Origin of the sequence: Tenacibaculum holothuriorum (assembly GCF_002120225.1) — a bacterium.
Classification (GTDB): Bacteria; Bacteroidota; Bacteroidia; order Flavobacteriales; family Flavobacteriaceae; genus Polaribacter; species Polaribacter holothuriorum.
In genome coordinates, this window is record NZ_LAPZ01000014.1 from 88,445 (window position 1) to 104,353 (window position 15,909).

The following is a 15,909-nucleotide window of genomic DNA, read 5'->3' on the forward strand; positions in this document are numbered from 1 at the left end:
ATAACCTTACAAGAATAAATATTAAAATTATGTGAAAACTATAAAGAATACTGTAACCCAGCTGTAATTGTTTCCTTGTTTTTAAGTTGAATCCCATTAAGGTTTTGGTAAAGTGGTGTGCTAAATTCAAAACCAAATCGTAGGTTTTTTAGAGAACCTTTAAAAGCATATACACTAAAACCTAAACCTCCATTGATAAACTTCCCTCCAGAGTTTTCGGTATTTGCAGTAGTAACCATCATTGGATTTAAATTTGGATTTTTTCCATTAATAGGACTCACTATCAATCCTTCCAAACGAGCAGAGAAACTTAACCATTGATGTGTTTTTACTGCAAACCAAGAATTTAAACTGTAACGATTTCCTAAAGAATAATCATAGCTATTCTTTCCAAAACGATAGGTTCCTTTTAATTGACTTCCCCAAGAAAATGTTTCTGCTTGACCTAAATAGGTTAATCCTAAATCTGCATCGTAGGTTCCACTACCTATTTGCATTGGGTATGGCAATTGAATTTTATTTGGTGCTGACATTGGTGTTACATCTTTTGCGTTTAATTCACCTGTTGGAATAGAGATTCCCACATTTGCGTGTAACGATTCCTTATTTTTATTAATGAATTTATATAGCATTCCTAACTTTATATCTCCTAAACCAGATGATGATGTAGAGAAAGCTCTTGTCATTCCGTTAGGCATACGCATTTGTAGGGCCATATCGTTTTGAATGTAGTTTACCATTGCTATTAAGGTTATCTTATCTGATGGAGCATACATAGCACCCAACATATGCATTTTCATTGGCATTGAAAGTGGCGTAACCATATATCCTTTTTGATGAGTAGCTAAATTTGAAATAGCATTATCTCCTTGTAAAAGACCTTTCATGTTCATATACATGAATCTGTAAGAAAACATAACTTCTCCTTTGTGGTGGTAATGATCTCCCATTACACTTATTGGTGCATGACCATCGGGTCTGTTAGATTTCCATTCGTTTGTGTGGTGTTCTTTTTCTTGTGCGTTTATTGTCTGTGATAAGAATACAAGTATTCCTATAAAGATGATTTTAATTGAATTCATCAGTAGTGTTTTTATTTAAAATTTTACATAGTAGTACATAGAGCTAATCTTAAGATTAGCTCAAAATTTGTGTTAATTCTGTATGTAAAATTTAAACAGTAGGAGGGTGAAATACTGAAGGTGAATATTGATATGTATATGATTGCTTATACGAAAAGCTATTTTTTTGATATTCTATAAGAGTAGGCGTTTCTACCTGTATTAATTGTACGAATCCGATAGGATATTCTTCCATAGCAATTCGAAGTGATTTAAAATCGTCTTCTTGTTGCTGTTCTAGTTTTTTCATTAACTGACATTTCCCCTTACAGTTCATTTCTGGTTTGTCTTTGTTAATACATAAAACTTTAGCTATGTAATCGTAATTAATGGCATATTCTACAAAAGGAGCTATTGGGCGTAACATGGCTACACCGTATAGAAATACAAAAAAGTATATGGCTAATTTTTTTAGCAAAGCTCCTGTTTTATTGGGATTACAAAGATACTACCCAAAGATTTGATACCCAATATTTATAGGATGAAAATTAATTTTAATTTATTCTAAATAAAACACTATATTTGCATCGGATTTTTTGAAGATGATAGTTTTTTATACTGAAAATAAGAAGGTTAAAGAGGTGGTTTCTATAAAAGAAGCCTCAGTTTGTTCAACAGCTTGTACAAGTAATTGTATAAAGCCTAAGAATAAATGCTGTAATAAGTATAAAAAGAAAGGCATCAACTGTAAGCGATGCCCTTTAACTTTTGATGTAAAAATTGCTTCTTAATTAAGCAACTTTTATTAAAAAGTAGTTCTTTTTACCTCTTTGTAATAATACGTATTTGTTAGCAATTAAGTCGTCTTGACTAATTGTATAATCTTCCTTTACCTTTTGTTTGTTTACTGAGATTGAGTTTTCTTTTAAAGCTCTTCGTGCATCTCCATTCGATTTTAAGAAATTTGTTTTAGCTGCTAAAGCACCAATCATATCCAATCCTTCAGTAATGTCTTGTTGTGTTACTTCTGCTTGCGGTACTCCATCGAATACATCTAAAAATGTTTGTTCATCTAATGATTTTAAATCTTCCGAAGTCGATTTTCCGAATAAAATATTAGAAGCAGCAATAGCTTTTTCATATTCTTCTCTTCCGTGAACTAATACAGTAACCTCTTCTCCTAAACGTTTTTGTAATACACGAACATGTGGTGCTTCTTTATGCTCTTCTACTAAAGCATCAATAGTTTCTTTGTCTAAGAACGTAAAGATTTTAATATACTTTTCAGCATCTTCATCAGAAGTGTTTAACCAATATTGATAGAATTTATACGGAGAAGTTCTTTTTGCATCTAGCCAAACATTTCCTCCTTCTGACTTACCAAATTTAGAGCCATCAGATTTTGTGATTAACGGACAAGTAATCGCATATCCTTTTCCACCACCAATTCTTCTAATTAATTCTGTTCCTGTAGTAATATTTCCCCATTGATCAGAACCTCCCATTTGTAATGTTGCTGAACTTTCACGATACAAGTGTAAGAAATCATATCCTTGTACCATTTGATAAGTGAATTCTGTAAACGACATTCCTTCTTTAGATTCTGAACCAATACGATTTTTTACAGAATCTTTTGCCATCATGTAATTTACGGTAATGTGTTTACCAACATCGCGAATAAACTCTAAGAAAGAAAACTCTTTCATCCAATCGTAGTTGTTCACTAAAAGAGCAGCGTTAGGAGCTTTAGATTCAAAATCTAAAAAATGACCTAATTGTTTCTTTACACATTCTTGATTATGGCGTAAGGTTTTTTCATCTAATAAATTACGTTCAGAAGATTTACCAGAAGGATCACCAATCATTCCTGTTGCACCACCAACAAGAGCAATAGGTCTATGACCACAACGTTGATAATGTGCTAATAACATAATAGGAACTAGGTTACCAATGTGTAATGAATCGGCAGTAGGATCAAAACCTACATATGCACTACGCATTTCTTCTAAAAGATGTTCTTCTGTTCCAGGCATGCTATCGTGTAACATTCCTCTCCATTGTAATTCTTCAATAAAATTCTTCATTGTCTGTTAATTTATCAGCAGACAAAGATAAGTTTATCAGTCAAAAAAAACTAAATTCGCTGTATGATTTTAGTTACAGGCGGAACAGGTTTAGTGGGTTCACATTTGTTGTATGAATTAACGCAAACTCATCACAGAGTAAGAGCAATTTATCGAACAGAAAAAAAGCTTGAAGCAGTAAAAAATGTATTTTCTTTTTTTACAGATAATGTCGATGAATATTTTCAGAAAATAGAATGGGTTAAAGGAGATATAACTGATGTTCCAAAGTTAGATGAGGTTTTTGTTGGGATAACTCATGTATATCATGCTGCTGCATTGGTTTCGTTTGATCCGAAAGATTATGTAAGAATGCGTCAGGTAAATATTGAAGGTACTGCCAATATGGTAAACCTTAGTATAGCCTACGGAATTAAAAAGTTTTGTTTTGTAAGTTCTATTGCTGCAGTAGGTGAGGCTATTAATGTAGGTGTGATTACCGAAGAAAATGAATGGAATGATACTACTGAAAACCATGGATATTCTATAACGAAGTATGGTGCAGAAATGGAAGTTTGGAGAGGAAGTCAAGAAGGATTAGATGTTGTTATCGTAAATCCAGGGGTAATTTTAGGAGGTGGTTTTTGGAATGAAGGTTCTGGTAAATTATTTACTCAAGTTTATAACGGATTTAAGTTTTATACTGAAGGAGTTACTGGCTTTGTTGGAGTGGAAGATGTAGTAAAAGCTATGATAGAGTTAATGAACTCTTCAATAAAAAATGAGCGTTTTATTTTAGTTTCTGAAAACAAATCCTTTAAGGAAGTGTTATTTGCGATAGCAGATGCTTTTGATAAAAAACGACCATCCATAAAAATAGGAAAATTAATAACAGAGCTGTTTTGGAGATTAGATTGGATACAGACTAAATTAACAGGAAAAATTCCTTTGTTGACTAAAAACTCTGCAAAATCTTCTCATACTATTTCTACATATTCTTCTAAGAAAATTGAAGAGAGCTTGCAGTTTAATTTTAGAAAAATTGGTAGTCTAGTTAACAATCTTTGTGAAAAATTTACAACTAATTAACAATAAAACTATTTTTTTTACTTGTATTAAGGTCTAAGTTATTTAAAGGAGGTTTACGTTTTTTGTTTACTTTGATTAAAGAGTCCATTTTCCTTATTATTTCAGATGATTCTCTTTCTAGTTCCTCAATTTTATTTTTCACTTCTTTAATCATTTTTGTATACTCATCTATTTCAGAAGTGTAATAAGTATTACTATTAATAAAACGAGTTGAATCAATTTTATACTTTTCGTAAATGTATAAGGTATAATTACTTCTTTTCTTGTCTAAAGAATCTTTAATGTTTTTTGCTGAAACTGCTATGTACATATCGGTTAATAAAGAAATCATAGAATCCTTTGGTATAAGGTCTTTAGGTTTCTCATAAATTGTATTACTAGTGCATGAAACAAAAGTGAGAATTAATGCTAAAAGATATGTGACTTGCTTCTTCATTTATCTATTAAAAACTAAACGTTTTCCTTTAATTTCTTCGTTAAAATCTCCGTTATTATACATTAAGTTTCCATTTACAAAAGTATGGGTGATTTTGTTAGAAAATTCTTCGCCTTCAAATGGAGACCAACCACATTTGTATAAAACATTATCTTTATTAACCGTCCAAGAATCTTTTGGGTCGATTAAAACTAAATCAGCAAAGTAACCTTCTTTGATATATCCTCGATTTTCAATTTTGAAAATTTTTGCAGGATTATGGCATGCTTTCTCAACCACTTTTTCTATTGAAACTACTCCTTCTTTTACTTTTTCTAAAAGAGCAATAACAGCATGTTGAACTAACGGTCCGCCACTTGGAGCTTTTGTATACACATTTGCTTTTTCATCTAAAGTATGAGGAGCGTGATCTGTTGCAATAATATCAATTCTATCATCTAACAAAGCTTTCCATAAACCATCTCTGTCTTTTTGTGTTTTTACTGCAGGATTCCATTTTATATGTGTCCCTTTTTGTTCGTAATCTTTATCAGTAAACCATAAATGATGTACACAAACTTCGGCAGTGATTTGTTTTTCTTCTAACGGAATATCATTTCTAAATAAATGAGTTTCTTTTTCAGTAGAAAGATGAAAAACATGTAAGCGAGCTCCTGTTTCTTTTGCTAATTCAATAGCTTTAGAAGATGATAAATAACACGCTTCTTCACTTCTAATAATTGGATGATACTTAATAGGAATATCATCGCCAAATTGATCTTTATATTTTTGAGTATTTTTTCTAATGGTTTGCTCATCTTCACAATGCACAGAAATAAGCATTTTGGTTGATGAGAATATCTTCTTTAAAACCTCTTCATTGTCAACCAACATATTTCCTGTCGATGAACCTAAGAATAATTTAATTCCAGCTACATTCTTTGAATCGGTTTTTAGTAATTCTTCTAAGTTATCGTTAGTGCCACCAAACATAAAAGAATAGTTTGCATAGGAGGTTTTACTAGCAATTTCAAACTTCTCTTCTAATAATTTTTGTGTTGTTGCTTGCGGAACTGTATTGGGCATTTCAATAAAAGAAGTAATACCTCCTGCAATAGCTGCTTTACTTTCTGTAGCAATGTTTGCTTTGTGAGTTAATCCTGGTTCGCGAAAATGCACTTGATCATCAATCATACCAGGAATTAAAATTTTTCCTGTTGCATCAATTATTTCAGTATCTGTATCAGTAATGTTTTCTGAAATTTTTGAAATAATCTCATTCTCGATTAAAAGATCACTTACAAAGGTTTTTCCTTCGTTTACTATTTGAGCATTTTTAATAAGGTACTTCATAATTACTTAGGTAAACCGCTTAAACGCATTTTTATTACACCGAAAACAGCTTCTTTTATTATCCCAGGACTTAATTTAGATTCTCCTAAAACTCTATCGGTAAAAATTATTGGAACTTCTTTTATGTTGAATTTGTGTTTCCATGCTTTAAATTTCATTTCAATTTGAAAAGCATATCCTACAAATTTAATTTTATCTAGTTGAATTGTCTCTAAAACTTTTCGTTTGTAACATACAAATCCTGCGGTAGTATCATGTACAGGAATTTTTGTTATAAATCGAACATAACGAGATGCAAAATACGATAGCAAAACTCGTTTAATGTCCCAATTAACAACATTTACTTTGTTGTTCACATATCTTGAACCTACAGAAATATCGGCTTCATCATTAGTACAAGTGTTATATAATCTGATTAAATCAGCTGGATCGTGAGAAAAATCAGCATCCATTTCAATAACATAATCATATCCGTTTTTAATCGCCCATTTAAATCCGTGAATGTAAGCGGTGCCTATACCATTCTTTCCTTTTCGTTGTTCTAAAAATAAAGAATCGGAATATTGGGATTGTAATTTTTTTACAATACTTGCAGTTCCATCGGGAGAATTGTCGTCAACAATAAGAATATGGAAAGCTTTTTTTTGACTAAAAACTGCTTTTATAATAGCTTCGATATTCTCTTTTTCGTTATAAGTAGGTATGATAACTAATGCGTCGGACATACTGTTATTTTCAACTTTGTTGAGCAAAGATACACTAAATTATTACTAAATTTGTGTTAATTACGAATGCAAATTTTAAAGTATTGCAAGCCTTAGATAGATTAGATTTTACTAATAGTTGGATTACAGTTTTAATTTTAATTTCTGTGGTTTTGTTGGCTGTAATGAAAGTTATAAAGCCATCAAGGTTATTAGGGTATAGTATTGCTTTTTTTAGTCCAGGGTTTTTTCAAAAGAGAGCTGAAGAGAATGCTTCATTTTTTACTCCTTTTAACGGTGTAATGTTTTTATTTAGCTTAATAATTTTGTCGTTGTTTTGCTTTTTTGCTTTAAATCCTTTTGCTTTTGAAAGAGATTTTTTTGAATTTGGAGTGTTTTTTATTGGTATTATAGTTTATGTGCTTATTAGATTTATAATAGACTTTTTGGTTATAAACGCTACTGGAGTTATTGATGTTCTTAATTATTTTATGTTCTCTAAAAGAGGATATTTGTATACAGTTTCATTATGGATGTTTCCTGTGTTAATTTTTTATATTTATGCGTTTAGAAACAACTATTTTTTACTGATTAGTTTTCTGCTTTTGTTTGCTATAAGAGGCTTTTTATTAATTTATAATAACAAAAAGCTGGTAGTAAGCAAGTTGTTTTATTTTATTTTGTACTTTTGCACACTTGAAATAGCTCCGCTATTAATACTCTATAAAATAACAACTACTTAAAGAGAAAGTTTATGAAAGTGAAAACTATTTTAGTATCTCAACCAGCTCCTAAAAGTGAAACTTCCCCATACTTTGATTTGGCTGATAAGCACAAAGTAAAAGTCGACTTCCGTTCCTTTATTCATGTAGAAGGAATCCCTGTAAAAGAAGTTAGAACTCAAAAAGTAGATTTAAACAATTACACTGCTATTATTTTAACAAGTAGAAATGCAGTAGATCATTTCTTTAGAATTGCTGAAGAAATGCGTTTTACAGTGCCAGATGATATGAAGTATTTCTGTCAATCTGAAGCAGTTGCTTTTTACTTACAAAAATATGTAGTATACAGAAAGCGTAAAATTTATGTTGGTAATCGTACTTTTCCTGAATTAACTAAGTTAATTAAAAAGCACAAAGATGAAAAGTTTTTATTACCAAGTTCAGATAAATTAAAGCCATTAATTCCTGCAGAATTAGATAAGTTAGGTGTAGATTGGAAACGTGCTGATTTATACAGAACAGTCGTTAGTGATTTATCGGATTTAGAAGATGTATTCTATGATGTATTAGTTTTCTTTAGTCCTTCAGGAATTGATAGTTTATTTAAAAACTTCCCTGAGTTTAAACAAAATAATACACGTATTGCAGTATTTGGTAATACAACTATTAAAGCTGTTGAAGATAGAGGTTTAAGAGTAGATATTGCTGCTCCAACACCAGAAACTCCATCAATGACAATGGCTTTAGAAAAATATATTAAAGAAGTTAACAAGAAATAATATTTCTGTTAAACTAAAACAAAAAGCTCCGAAATTAAATTTCGGAGCTTTTTGTTTTGGATATATTACTTATTCTTATTATCGTACATTTTTAGTACTTACATAAAATTCTTCATAAGTTTCTAGTAAACTCATTAACCCAGAAACTAAATCTTGTGTTTCTATTAAAATACTAAAATACAATGTTGTGTTTTTAGGACTCGTTTCATCTGTTCTAATACGATCTACTTGTTTTTCTATAGAAGCTGAAACATCAGATAATAATTCTTTCTTCTCTTCGATAATTTGAGATAAATTATCAAAAGACTTATCTTCAAAAGTATTACCAATGTCTCCAAGTAATTTAGAAAGGGTATTGTCTATATGTTTTAAATCTTTTATTTGTCCTTTTTTTAGGTTTTTGTGGTTGTTGTTTACGTGTTTGTATGTAGCACGAGAAATGTAGCTAATAGATTGTGCTACATCTTGTAAATAGCCTAAAATTAAAATATAGAATCTACTTGCTTGCACAGAAGTGTCGTCTAAAGATTTTATAAAGTAGAAAACACCATCTTTTAAACTATCGATTTCATCATTAAGCTTTGTTACGTGCTTATCGGTTTTTCTCAATTTTATTAAATCGTGTGTAGCTAAATCGTTTACAACACTTGAGTATAATTTGTTAATTCTGTGTGCAACTCCAGCAATATGATCAGAGCTTTCATCAATAACTCCGTTGATAGAAATTAACTCAGCACGCTCAACAAACAATTGTTTCTTTTCTTCTTTTGCTTTTTTAGAGTACATGATGCTAGTTCTTACTAGCATTCCAATTACTACTAATAATAAAACAGGAATCATTGCTTTGTCCCAGCTTATTAAATAGGCTACAATACCAGCTGCTGTAAAGGCAACAATAGCGGTTAAAAACCAACCTCCAACAACATTAATAACTCCAGCTACTCTATATACAGCACTTTCTCTACCCCAAGCTCTATCGGCTAAAGAGGTACCCATTGCAACCATAAAAGTTACATAAGTTGTAGATAGTGGTAGTTTCATTGAGGTAGCAATAGAAATTAAAACACTAGCCATAATTAAGTTTACAGAGGCTCTTACTAAATCAAAAGCAGGTAGTTCGTATGTTTTGTCTTTAGGTAATTTAATTACTGGTTTTTCAAACTTAGAATTTAAATATACTTGAGTTTTTTGTGGTATTAATAAGTTGAAACCTTGATTAGCAAACATTGCCATACGTACAACAACTCTCGATATGTTATTAGGTTGAAATTTTTCTTGTCCTTCTCCTTGACGAGATAGATTAATACCAGTTTCAATTACAGCTCTTGCTTTTTTAGATGTCCATAAAGTAATAACCATAATTAAACCAGCCAATAATAGTAACCATGTGTTAGATGGAACTTTGTTAGCTAAAACTCCCATTGTAAACTCATTTGCTGCTATACCCGAAGCTTGCCACGCATCGTAAGAATTTAAGGCAGCAATTGGTACTCCAATAAAGTTTACTAGATCGTTACCAGCAAATGCCATGGCTAAAGAAAACGTACCGACTGCAATAATTATTACTAATATATTGGCTTTGAAAAACTTTATTAAAGTATAAGAAATAGAACTCCATAAAACAAAGCTTCCTGCTATAATAGCTGAAGTGTTTCCTTCTAAAATATCTTTTAAATTTCCGTAGAAAGGAGTTCCTTTTAATCCTTTAATAATAATGAAATAGGTAATAGCGGTAATTGCAAAACCGCCAAACAAAGCATTAATATATGCTGGTCTTTTTTCAAAATCAAAAGAATAAATAAGTCTAGAAAAATATTGAACTATAGCACCGACAGTAAAGGCAACAACGACGGATATTACAATACCAAAGATAATTTCTGAAGCTTTCTCAGTATTTATGTAGTTCGATAAGTCAGTAATGGTTTGTGTGTCACTTGCCGAAATCTTTATCAATGCAATGGCTACAGCAGATCCTAATAATTCAAAAACAATAGATACTGTGGTTGATGTAGGCATTCCTAAGGAATTAAAGACATCGAGTAGGAGTATATCGGTAATCATTACTGCCATGAAGATGTACATGATTTCTTCAAACATAAACATATTCGGATTGAAGATTCCTTTTCTGGCAACTTCCATCATACCACTAGAAGTAACAGCTCCGAAGAATACTCCAACACTAGCAATAATCATAATAGTTTTAATAGGAATGGCTTTAGAACCTATTGCTGAATTTAAAAAGTTTACAGCGTCGTTACTTACTCCAACGACTAAATCTAAAATTGCTAAAGCTGCTAAAGCTACTAGCATTAAAATAAACGGATCTCCCATTTGTTGATTTTAAATTAACCCGACAAATTTACAAAAAGAACCTTGATGAATAATGTTATTTTAACGTTATTAATACAGGGTTTTGTTAAATGTATTTATCAAGATTTTCAGGTCCTTCAAGAATGGTTCTGGAAATTTGCATTATCCCATTTTCATTGGTTAAAACATGCCATTTTATGAGGGTGATTTCATTGTTTTCAATTTCTAAACCTGTAATACATCTAGGGTGAACACAACTACCATCGTTAAAATGTGGAAGTTCGTTATGAGAAGGGAAACGAGGTCTGTGTGTATGACCAGTAACAATCATTTGGTTGTTGTTTTTCTTAATCCAATCTTCCAATCTTTTTTCAACTTTTATGAGTTCTTTAAAGTTTTGAGCAGGACTCGTGGGGTCTTTAATACCTATAATTTGTAGTGGTCTCCATAGTACTTGAACTAAAAATTTACTAAGTCTCCAGAAGTTGTAGTTAAACCAATCGGCTTGATGACCGTGCAATAAAAAAACGGATTTTCCATCTTCTTGTTCTAATCGAATAGCTTCAGAAAATGATACATTAATCATTAACTCTTTATCTTTTCCATCAACAGTGTCATGATAATAATTGAGATTTTTCTTAATGTTTTTTGGGTTTTTATAATCCATGTCATGATTTCCCCAGATAAAATGCAGTCGATTATCATCATGAAACTCTTTTAATAAGAGATAAATGTATTTGTTAGCGTTAAAGATGTTTTTGAATTTATTTTCCCATAATTCATCACCATCTCCTAATTCAATATATGTAAAACCTTTTTGGAGGTACTGACTTAATGCATAATGATATATTTTTCTGTTATGCGCAAAGTCATCAGCAAAACTATTGTCTCCTCTATGACAATCGGAGAACAATACATATTTAGATTCCTTACTTAAAGGAAGTTTTTTAGCATTTTTAAAAGCTCTCGAAATTCGATTATCTGATGACATGTACTGTTTGTTTTACGGCATAAATATGCATAAAAAAACCCAAGTTTTAAAACTTGGGTTTTTTGTAATTATTTAATGGCTAATTATTTTTTAGCTAAAATTTGAACATCGTCAATCATGTAAGCTCCGTCTAAACTTGTGTTGTTTCCTGAAGCTACTGATTTAAAGGCTACATATAAAGTACCTGTATATTCTGAGATATCAATTAAGCCTGAATCTTGGAATTGATACCAGCTAGAGTCTTGGGTTGGTAAACTAGCGCTAACTTTAGTCCAAGTAGCTGCAGCTACATTAGTACCGTCAAAATCTGTAGAAACTAAAACTTCTAATGTGTTTTCACTAGAGTTGTCAACGTGATGTTGAGCAGCTTTAAAGTTTAAAAACTCGTTAGTTTGAGCATCCATATCGATACCAGGAGTAATTAACCAACCTATATTGGAATCATCTCCAGTTCTGAATCCACTAAATTCTACATAACCATTCCCTCTGTGCTCTTGTCCTAACCATACTTCACCACCTTCTTGTGCAAAATTAACCCAATTTGGTAATACACTTAAGCTAGTATTGTCTCTTGTGATAACTTGAAAATCTTCATTAAAAACAGCCTCAAAATCATCAATATTTAATGGTTGACACTTAGTTTCATTGAAAACAATATCGCTAAAGCTATTTAAAACTAATACTGCATTATCTCCTCTAAAATCTTTACTTACTACAGCCTCGATGTAACCACCATCAGCAGGTAATTTAGATGAAGCAAAAGAAGCGAATGAACTTGTTTCAATGATTCCTTCAGAAAAATCGAATCCACTACAACTCATTACAGTTCTTTGAGTATCGAAATCTTCATTTGGATCTACAATTGGTTCTCCTACTAAAGCGTCGCTAAAGAAAGCATTGTTAACTCTTACATACGTTCCTACTGGTGTACTGCTTAATTCTGATAAAGAGATAGTTTTAGGAACAATAGTTGCAGTAGTAGCTGCTCTAAAAATATGATTAACCATTTGGTTTTCTGAAATAACATCTACCTCATTTGTGTCAGAAGTTTTAACTCTACCAGCAACTGTAGTTATTCCATCACGAGAGTTAGTTTCTCCTAAATATAAATCTTTTAATGATATGTATACTTCTCTACCAAAGTTAAATTTAGAGTAATTGTTGGTTAAATTAACAATTACTTTAAGTCCTGCAGTAGGATTCTCTGGAGCATCTTGAATATAAAATTCTCTATAAAAGTTACCAGATTGATCTGAAGAAACAACGTAACCTTTTACCACGTCATTAGTTTCAATTTTTACAGGAGCATCTCCAGAGTTGTATTTAGCTTTTACATCTGCAATACTAATTAGGTTCCAAGTATCTTTAGTTGCAATGCTATCTAAAATTGCGTTTAAACTTGTGTTTTCTTCATCTCCAATAATTGTTGGAACTGTGTAATCGTTATTGTCTACACATGAAGTAAATACGATACTAGCTACAACCGCAGCTAATATGATATTGAATTTATTTATAATTTTCATTGTAATAAGTTTTTGTTTTTAATTAAAATCTGAAATAAACATTTAAGAAATAAGAAGTACCTCTTCCGTACCAATATTTAGAACCAAAAAGAGGTGTTTCTCTTTGTGCTTCTGCAGATAAACTGTTAAAGTCTCCTCTTCTGGTTTGTTCAAAACCTCCTGTTTTAAACTCTTTATCGAATAAGTTTGTTACACTTGCAAATAAACCTACGTAATAATCTCCAATTTTCCAAGATTTACCTCCAACAACATTTACTGTTAAATAGCTATCAAACTCTTCTTGTTGTAATAATTCTCTTGCAACAGCTGGGTCGTAGTTATTGAATGGTAATCCATCAGAATCTTTAAAAAATGCACTAGTTCTTGTAATTGGACCAACATCTATAAATGTTTCGTCTAAATAGTTTGCCGTAGCACCTACCCACCAATAATCTGGGTCTCTATATTCAAAACCAAAAGAATATGCTTTTTGTGGTCCAGAAGCTAATCGGTAATCTTTTAAGTTAGATTTTCCTAAGTCTAAAACACCATTAACAAATCCTTGTTGTTGAGCGTCTTGAGTGTTTTCAGTAGCTAAATATACATTTGGATTGTTGTCGTATGTATATTGACCAATATTTGCAGCACCTTTTAACTTTATTGTTGGAGTTACTTGATATTCTAAACCAATTTCTGCACCAAAATGTTTTTTATCTATGCCTGTAACTACTTCTTGAATAAATGCTTCAGCTGTTGAAGATTGTAAGAAGAAGAAACCTATATCGGTAGCATCTTGTACTTTGGTATAGTAACCCGTAACTTTTGCTTGTAATAATGGGCTTCTGAATATATAGCTAGCATCTGTAGATAAAATCTTTTCATCAGTTAAACCAATAACTACAGCATTACTTTCTCTAGGGTTAGAAAAAGTGTTTCTAATTGTAGGTGCTTTGGTTAAATAAGCACCGTTAAAATCTAATAAATGACGACCAGATATTTTATATGTAGCTCCGGCTTTAACACCAAAGTTTGTGAAGTTTAATTTTTCAGATTTTCCTAAAGAATTGTCTACAAATCTTCCGTTCTGGTATAAACCATTTCTTTGGTGAGTTGTTCTAGAAACGTCTCCAGCTACATAAAAATCAACTTTATTATATTTGAATTGAGCTTGTGCGAATCCGCCATAAATTTCTGATTCTAATTCATAGTTATATCTAAATTTATCGCCTACTGTAACAACTCTGTTTGGATTTAATAAATCATTTTGTCTTCCTGGATCATCAACATTTGAAAATCTGTTGATGTCTAAATATCCATTACCTCCTAATAAATCTAAAATATTAGCGAAGTTGTCTGAGTTAAATTTAGAATATTGTAATTTACCGTTAAGGGTAATATTGTCGTTTAACTCTGAATTTAAGATAGTGTTAATAGTAAATTGTTTATCATCATTTCTATCTTCATATAAAACGTAAGCATTATTTAAACCTGCATTTGCATTGGTAATGTTTGCGTCGTATAAAGCATTCCAATTTAATTGTCCGTTATTTATGAAGGCTTGTTGCTTTTCATAAGCAAGACCTAAGTTTCCACGATCTACTTCGTAACTTGGTAAGTTTTGGTAGTATGTAGGACTTGGGTTGTTACCAGCGTTAAAATCTATTCTACTGTTTCCTATTTCTCCAAATTGGTAAGAAACATTTGTGTTTAATGAAGTGTTGTCAGAAATATTCCAATAATGATTTAACATAACTATTGGTTCATAAATTCTTCTAACTCTAGAGTTTCTCATTTTTCCGTTTTGATAACCCCAGTATTCATTATATCTAATACCTTTTAAGTCATATACTTCTTGAGTATGAGGAGCAGATTTACCTCTTTCGTTTTCAGCAGCGATTACAGTTAAGTTTAAAGCGTGTTTGTTACTTAATTGTTTTTCGATAGCTAAGAAAATAGAGTTAGCATCATAAAATGTTCCGTCTACATATCCTTCATTTCCAGCTCTTCTACTTCCAGAGGCAGTTAATGCCCAACCGTTTTTCATTAAACCAGTAGCATAAGTAGCCATTAAACGGTGTGAGTAACTTCTGTTTGAGCTAGCATAAGAAATTCTTCCTCCTTTTCTATAGGCAGAGGCACGAGTACTAATATTAGTAGAACCTAAAACACCACCAAATGTATAGTTAGAAGGAGTTAGTCCATTGCTAAATTCTTGGTTACGTAATACGTCGTTTAAACCACCCCAGTTGCTCCATTGAGGACGACCGTTGTATAGTTTATTCATTTCGATACCGTTAATTAAAACTTTACCATTTTCAGAATCTAAACCTTTAATTCTATAAAAAGATCCACTCCATTCAAAAGCAGCTGTTCTAGAATAGATGTCTCTAGATGCTTGTAAAAGCCCAGATATATTATCTGCTGCACTTGTGTCGTCATTCAATTCATCATCAGTAATTGTAATGGTACTTAAATCTTGATCTTCTGAAACGTCTTCGAACATCATTATAGTACCTAAGTCTACTGTTTTTCCAGATAATTGAACTGGGAAGTTTTGGGTTTCGTACCCGTTTAAAGAAACCACAATAATTTGTCGTCCGTCAGTTAGACCTTGTAAAGTAAATGCACCACCAGCATCAGAAATAGTACTAATGTTGCTGTTGTTTACTTTTACAGAAACTCCTTGAAGTGGTTGTTCAGAATCGCCATTTATTACGATTCCTTTTACAATGTTTTGCGCATTTAGGTTAATGAAACCTAAAATAGTAAACAACATTGCTACCGTAAAATTTCTCATAAATGTTTGTTTATAAAATATTTAATTTGTTAAGTTTTCACAAAAAAAGCTTTGTGAAAAATGCACGCAAAATTAAGAAAAAATTAACTCGGTCAATGTTAAATTAACATTATTGTTTGCTTT

General features: G+C 31.4%; 14 protein-coding genes. 4 read left to right on the forward strand and 10 right to left on the reverse strand.

The annotated features are described in order from the left end of the window. Window positions 1-38: 38 nt before the first annotated feature. Both WH52_RS13005 and WH52_RS14825 read right to left on the reverse strand, forming a co-directional pair. A complete protein-coding gene (locus WH52_RS13005; RefSeq protein WP_086031391.1) occupies window positions 39-1,082 on the reverse strand; it encodes a transporter family protein in 1,044 nt (347 codons plus the stop codon). A gap of 91 nt (window positions 1,083-1,173) precedes the next feature. Then, window positions 1,174-1,539 (reverse strand): hypothetical protein, encoded by a 366-nt coding sequence (locus WH52_RS14825; protein ID WP_143592171.1) that lies wholly within the window; start codon window positions 1,537-1,539, stop codon window positions 1,174-1,176. Window positions 1,540-1,663: 124 nt separating this feature from the next. Between WH52_RS14825 and WH52_RS14830 the strand changes: the two genes are divergently transcribed. Beyond that, a complete protein-coding gene (locus WH52_RS14830; protein ID WP_143592172.1) occupies window positions 1,664-1,852 on the forward strand; it encodes a hypothetical protein in 189 nt (62 codons plus the stop codon). Here WH52_RS14830 and tyrS read toward each other — a convergent pair whose 3' ends face one another. Beyond that, window positions 1,853-3,145, reverse strand: coding sequence for a tyrosine--tRNA ligase (gene tyrS, locus WH52_RS13015; RefSeq protein WP_086031393.1), 1,293 nt, complete (start codon window positions 3,143-3,145; stop codon window positions 1,853-1,855). 63 nt (window positions 3,146-3,208) lie between these two features. Between tyrS and WH52_RS13020 the strand changes: the two genes are divergently transcribed. Next, window positions 3,209-4,213: an NAD-dependent epimerase/dehydratase family protein gene (locus tag WH52_RS13020; protein ID WP_086031394.1), complete on the forward strand. Its 1,005-nt coding sequence runs from the start codon at window positions 3,209-3,211 to the stop codon at window positions 4,211-4,213. Here WH52_RS13020 and WH52_RS13025 read toward each other — a convergent pair. From WH52_RS13025 to WH52_RS13035, 3 genes are read right to left on the reverse strand one after another with little or no spacing between them, the layout of a single operon-like run. Further along, window positions 4,206-4,649, reverse strand: coding sequence for a DUF4296 domain-containing protein (locus tag WH52_RS13025; protein ID WP_086031395.1), 444 nt, complete (start codon window positions 4,647-4,649; stop codon window positions 4,206-4,208). The two genes, WH52_RS13020 and WH52_RS13025, sit on opposite strands and share 8 nt — an antisense overlap. After that, a complete protein-coding gene (locus WH52_RS13030) occupies window positions 4,650-5,984 on the reverse strand; it encodes a dihydroorotase (protein ID WP_198938441.1) in 1,335 nt (444 codons plus the stop codon). It abuts the gene before it with no gap. Then, window positions 5,984-6,706 carry a polyprenol monophosphomannose synthase gene (locus WH52_RS13035; protein ID WP_086031397.1) on the reverse strand — a complete coding sequence of 241 codons (723 nt, stop codon included), beginning with the start codon at window positions 6,704-6,706 and terminating at the stop codon, window positions 5,984-5,986. The genes WH52_RS13030 and WH52_RS13035 overlap by 1 nt, the downstream gene beginning before the upstream one ends. A 53-nt stretch (window positions 6,707-6,759) precedes the next feature. On the opposite strand from WH52_RS13035, the gene WH52_RS13040 reads away from it, so the two are divergent. Continuing rightward, entirely contained in the window at window positions 6,760-7,428 is a 669-nt protein-coding gene (locus WH52_RS13040) for a DUF4271 domain-containing protein (protein ID WP_086031398.1), read from the forward strand. A gap of 11 nt (window positions 7,429-7,439) precedes the next feature. Further along, the gene (locus WH52_RS13045; protein WP_086031399.1) at window positions 7,440-8,186 is read left to right on the forward strand and encodes a uroporphyrinogen-III synthase; all 747 of its coding nucleotides are present in this window, start codon (window positions 7,440-7,442) and stop codon (window positions 8,184-8,186) included. Between the two features lie 78 nt (window positions 8,187-8,264). Here WH52_RS13045 and WH52_RS13050 read toward each other — a convergent pair whose 3' ends face one another. The 4 genes from WH52_RS13050 to WH52_RS13065 form a co-directional block, all read right to left on the reverse strand. After that, a complete protein-coding gene (locus WH52_RS13050) occupies window positions 8,265-10,517 on the reverse strand; it encodes an inorganic phosphate transporter (RefSeq protein ID WP_086031400.1) in 2,253 nt (750 codons plus the stop codon). An 85-nt stretch (window positions 10,518-10,602) separates the two neighbouring features. Further along, window positions 10,603-11,487, reverse strand: coding sequence for a metallophosphoesterase (locus tag WH52_RS13055; RefSeq protein ID WP_086031401.1), 885 nt, complete (start codon window positions 11,485-11,487; stop codon window positions 10,603-10,605). A gap of 83 nt (window positions 11,488-11,570) precedes the next feature. Further along, window positions 11,571-13,010 (reverse strand): DUF5689 domain-containing protein, encoded by a 1,440-nt coding sequence (locus tag WH52_RS13060; protein WP_086031402.1) that lies wholly within the window; start codon window positions 13,008-13,010, stop codon window positions 11,571-11,573. A 22-nt stretch (window positions 13,011-13,032) separates the two neighbouring features. Then, the gene (locus WH52_RS13065) at window positions 13,033-15,786 is read right to left on the reverse strand and encodes a TonB-dependent receptor (RefSeq protein WP_086031403.1); all 2,754 of its coding nucleotides are present in this window, start codon (window positions 15,784-15,786) and stop codon (window positions 13,033-13,035) included. Window positions 15,787-15,909 lie beyond the last annotated feature (123 nt).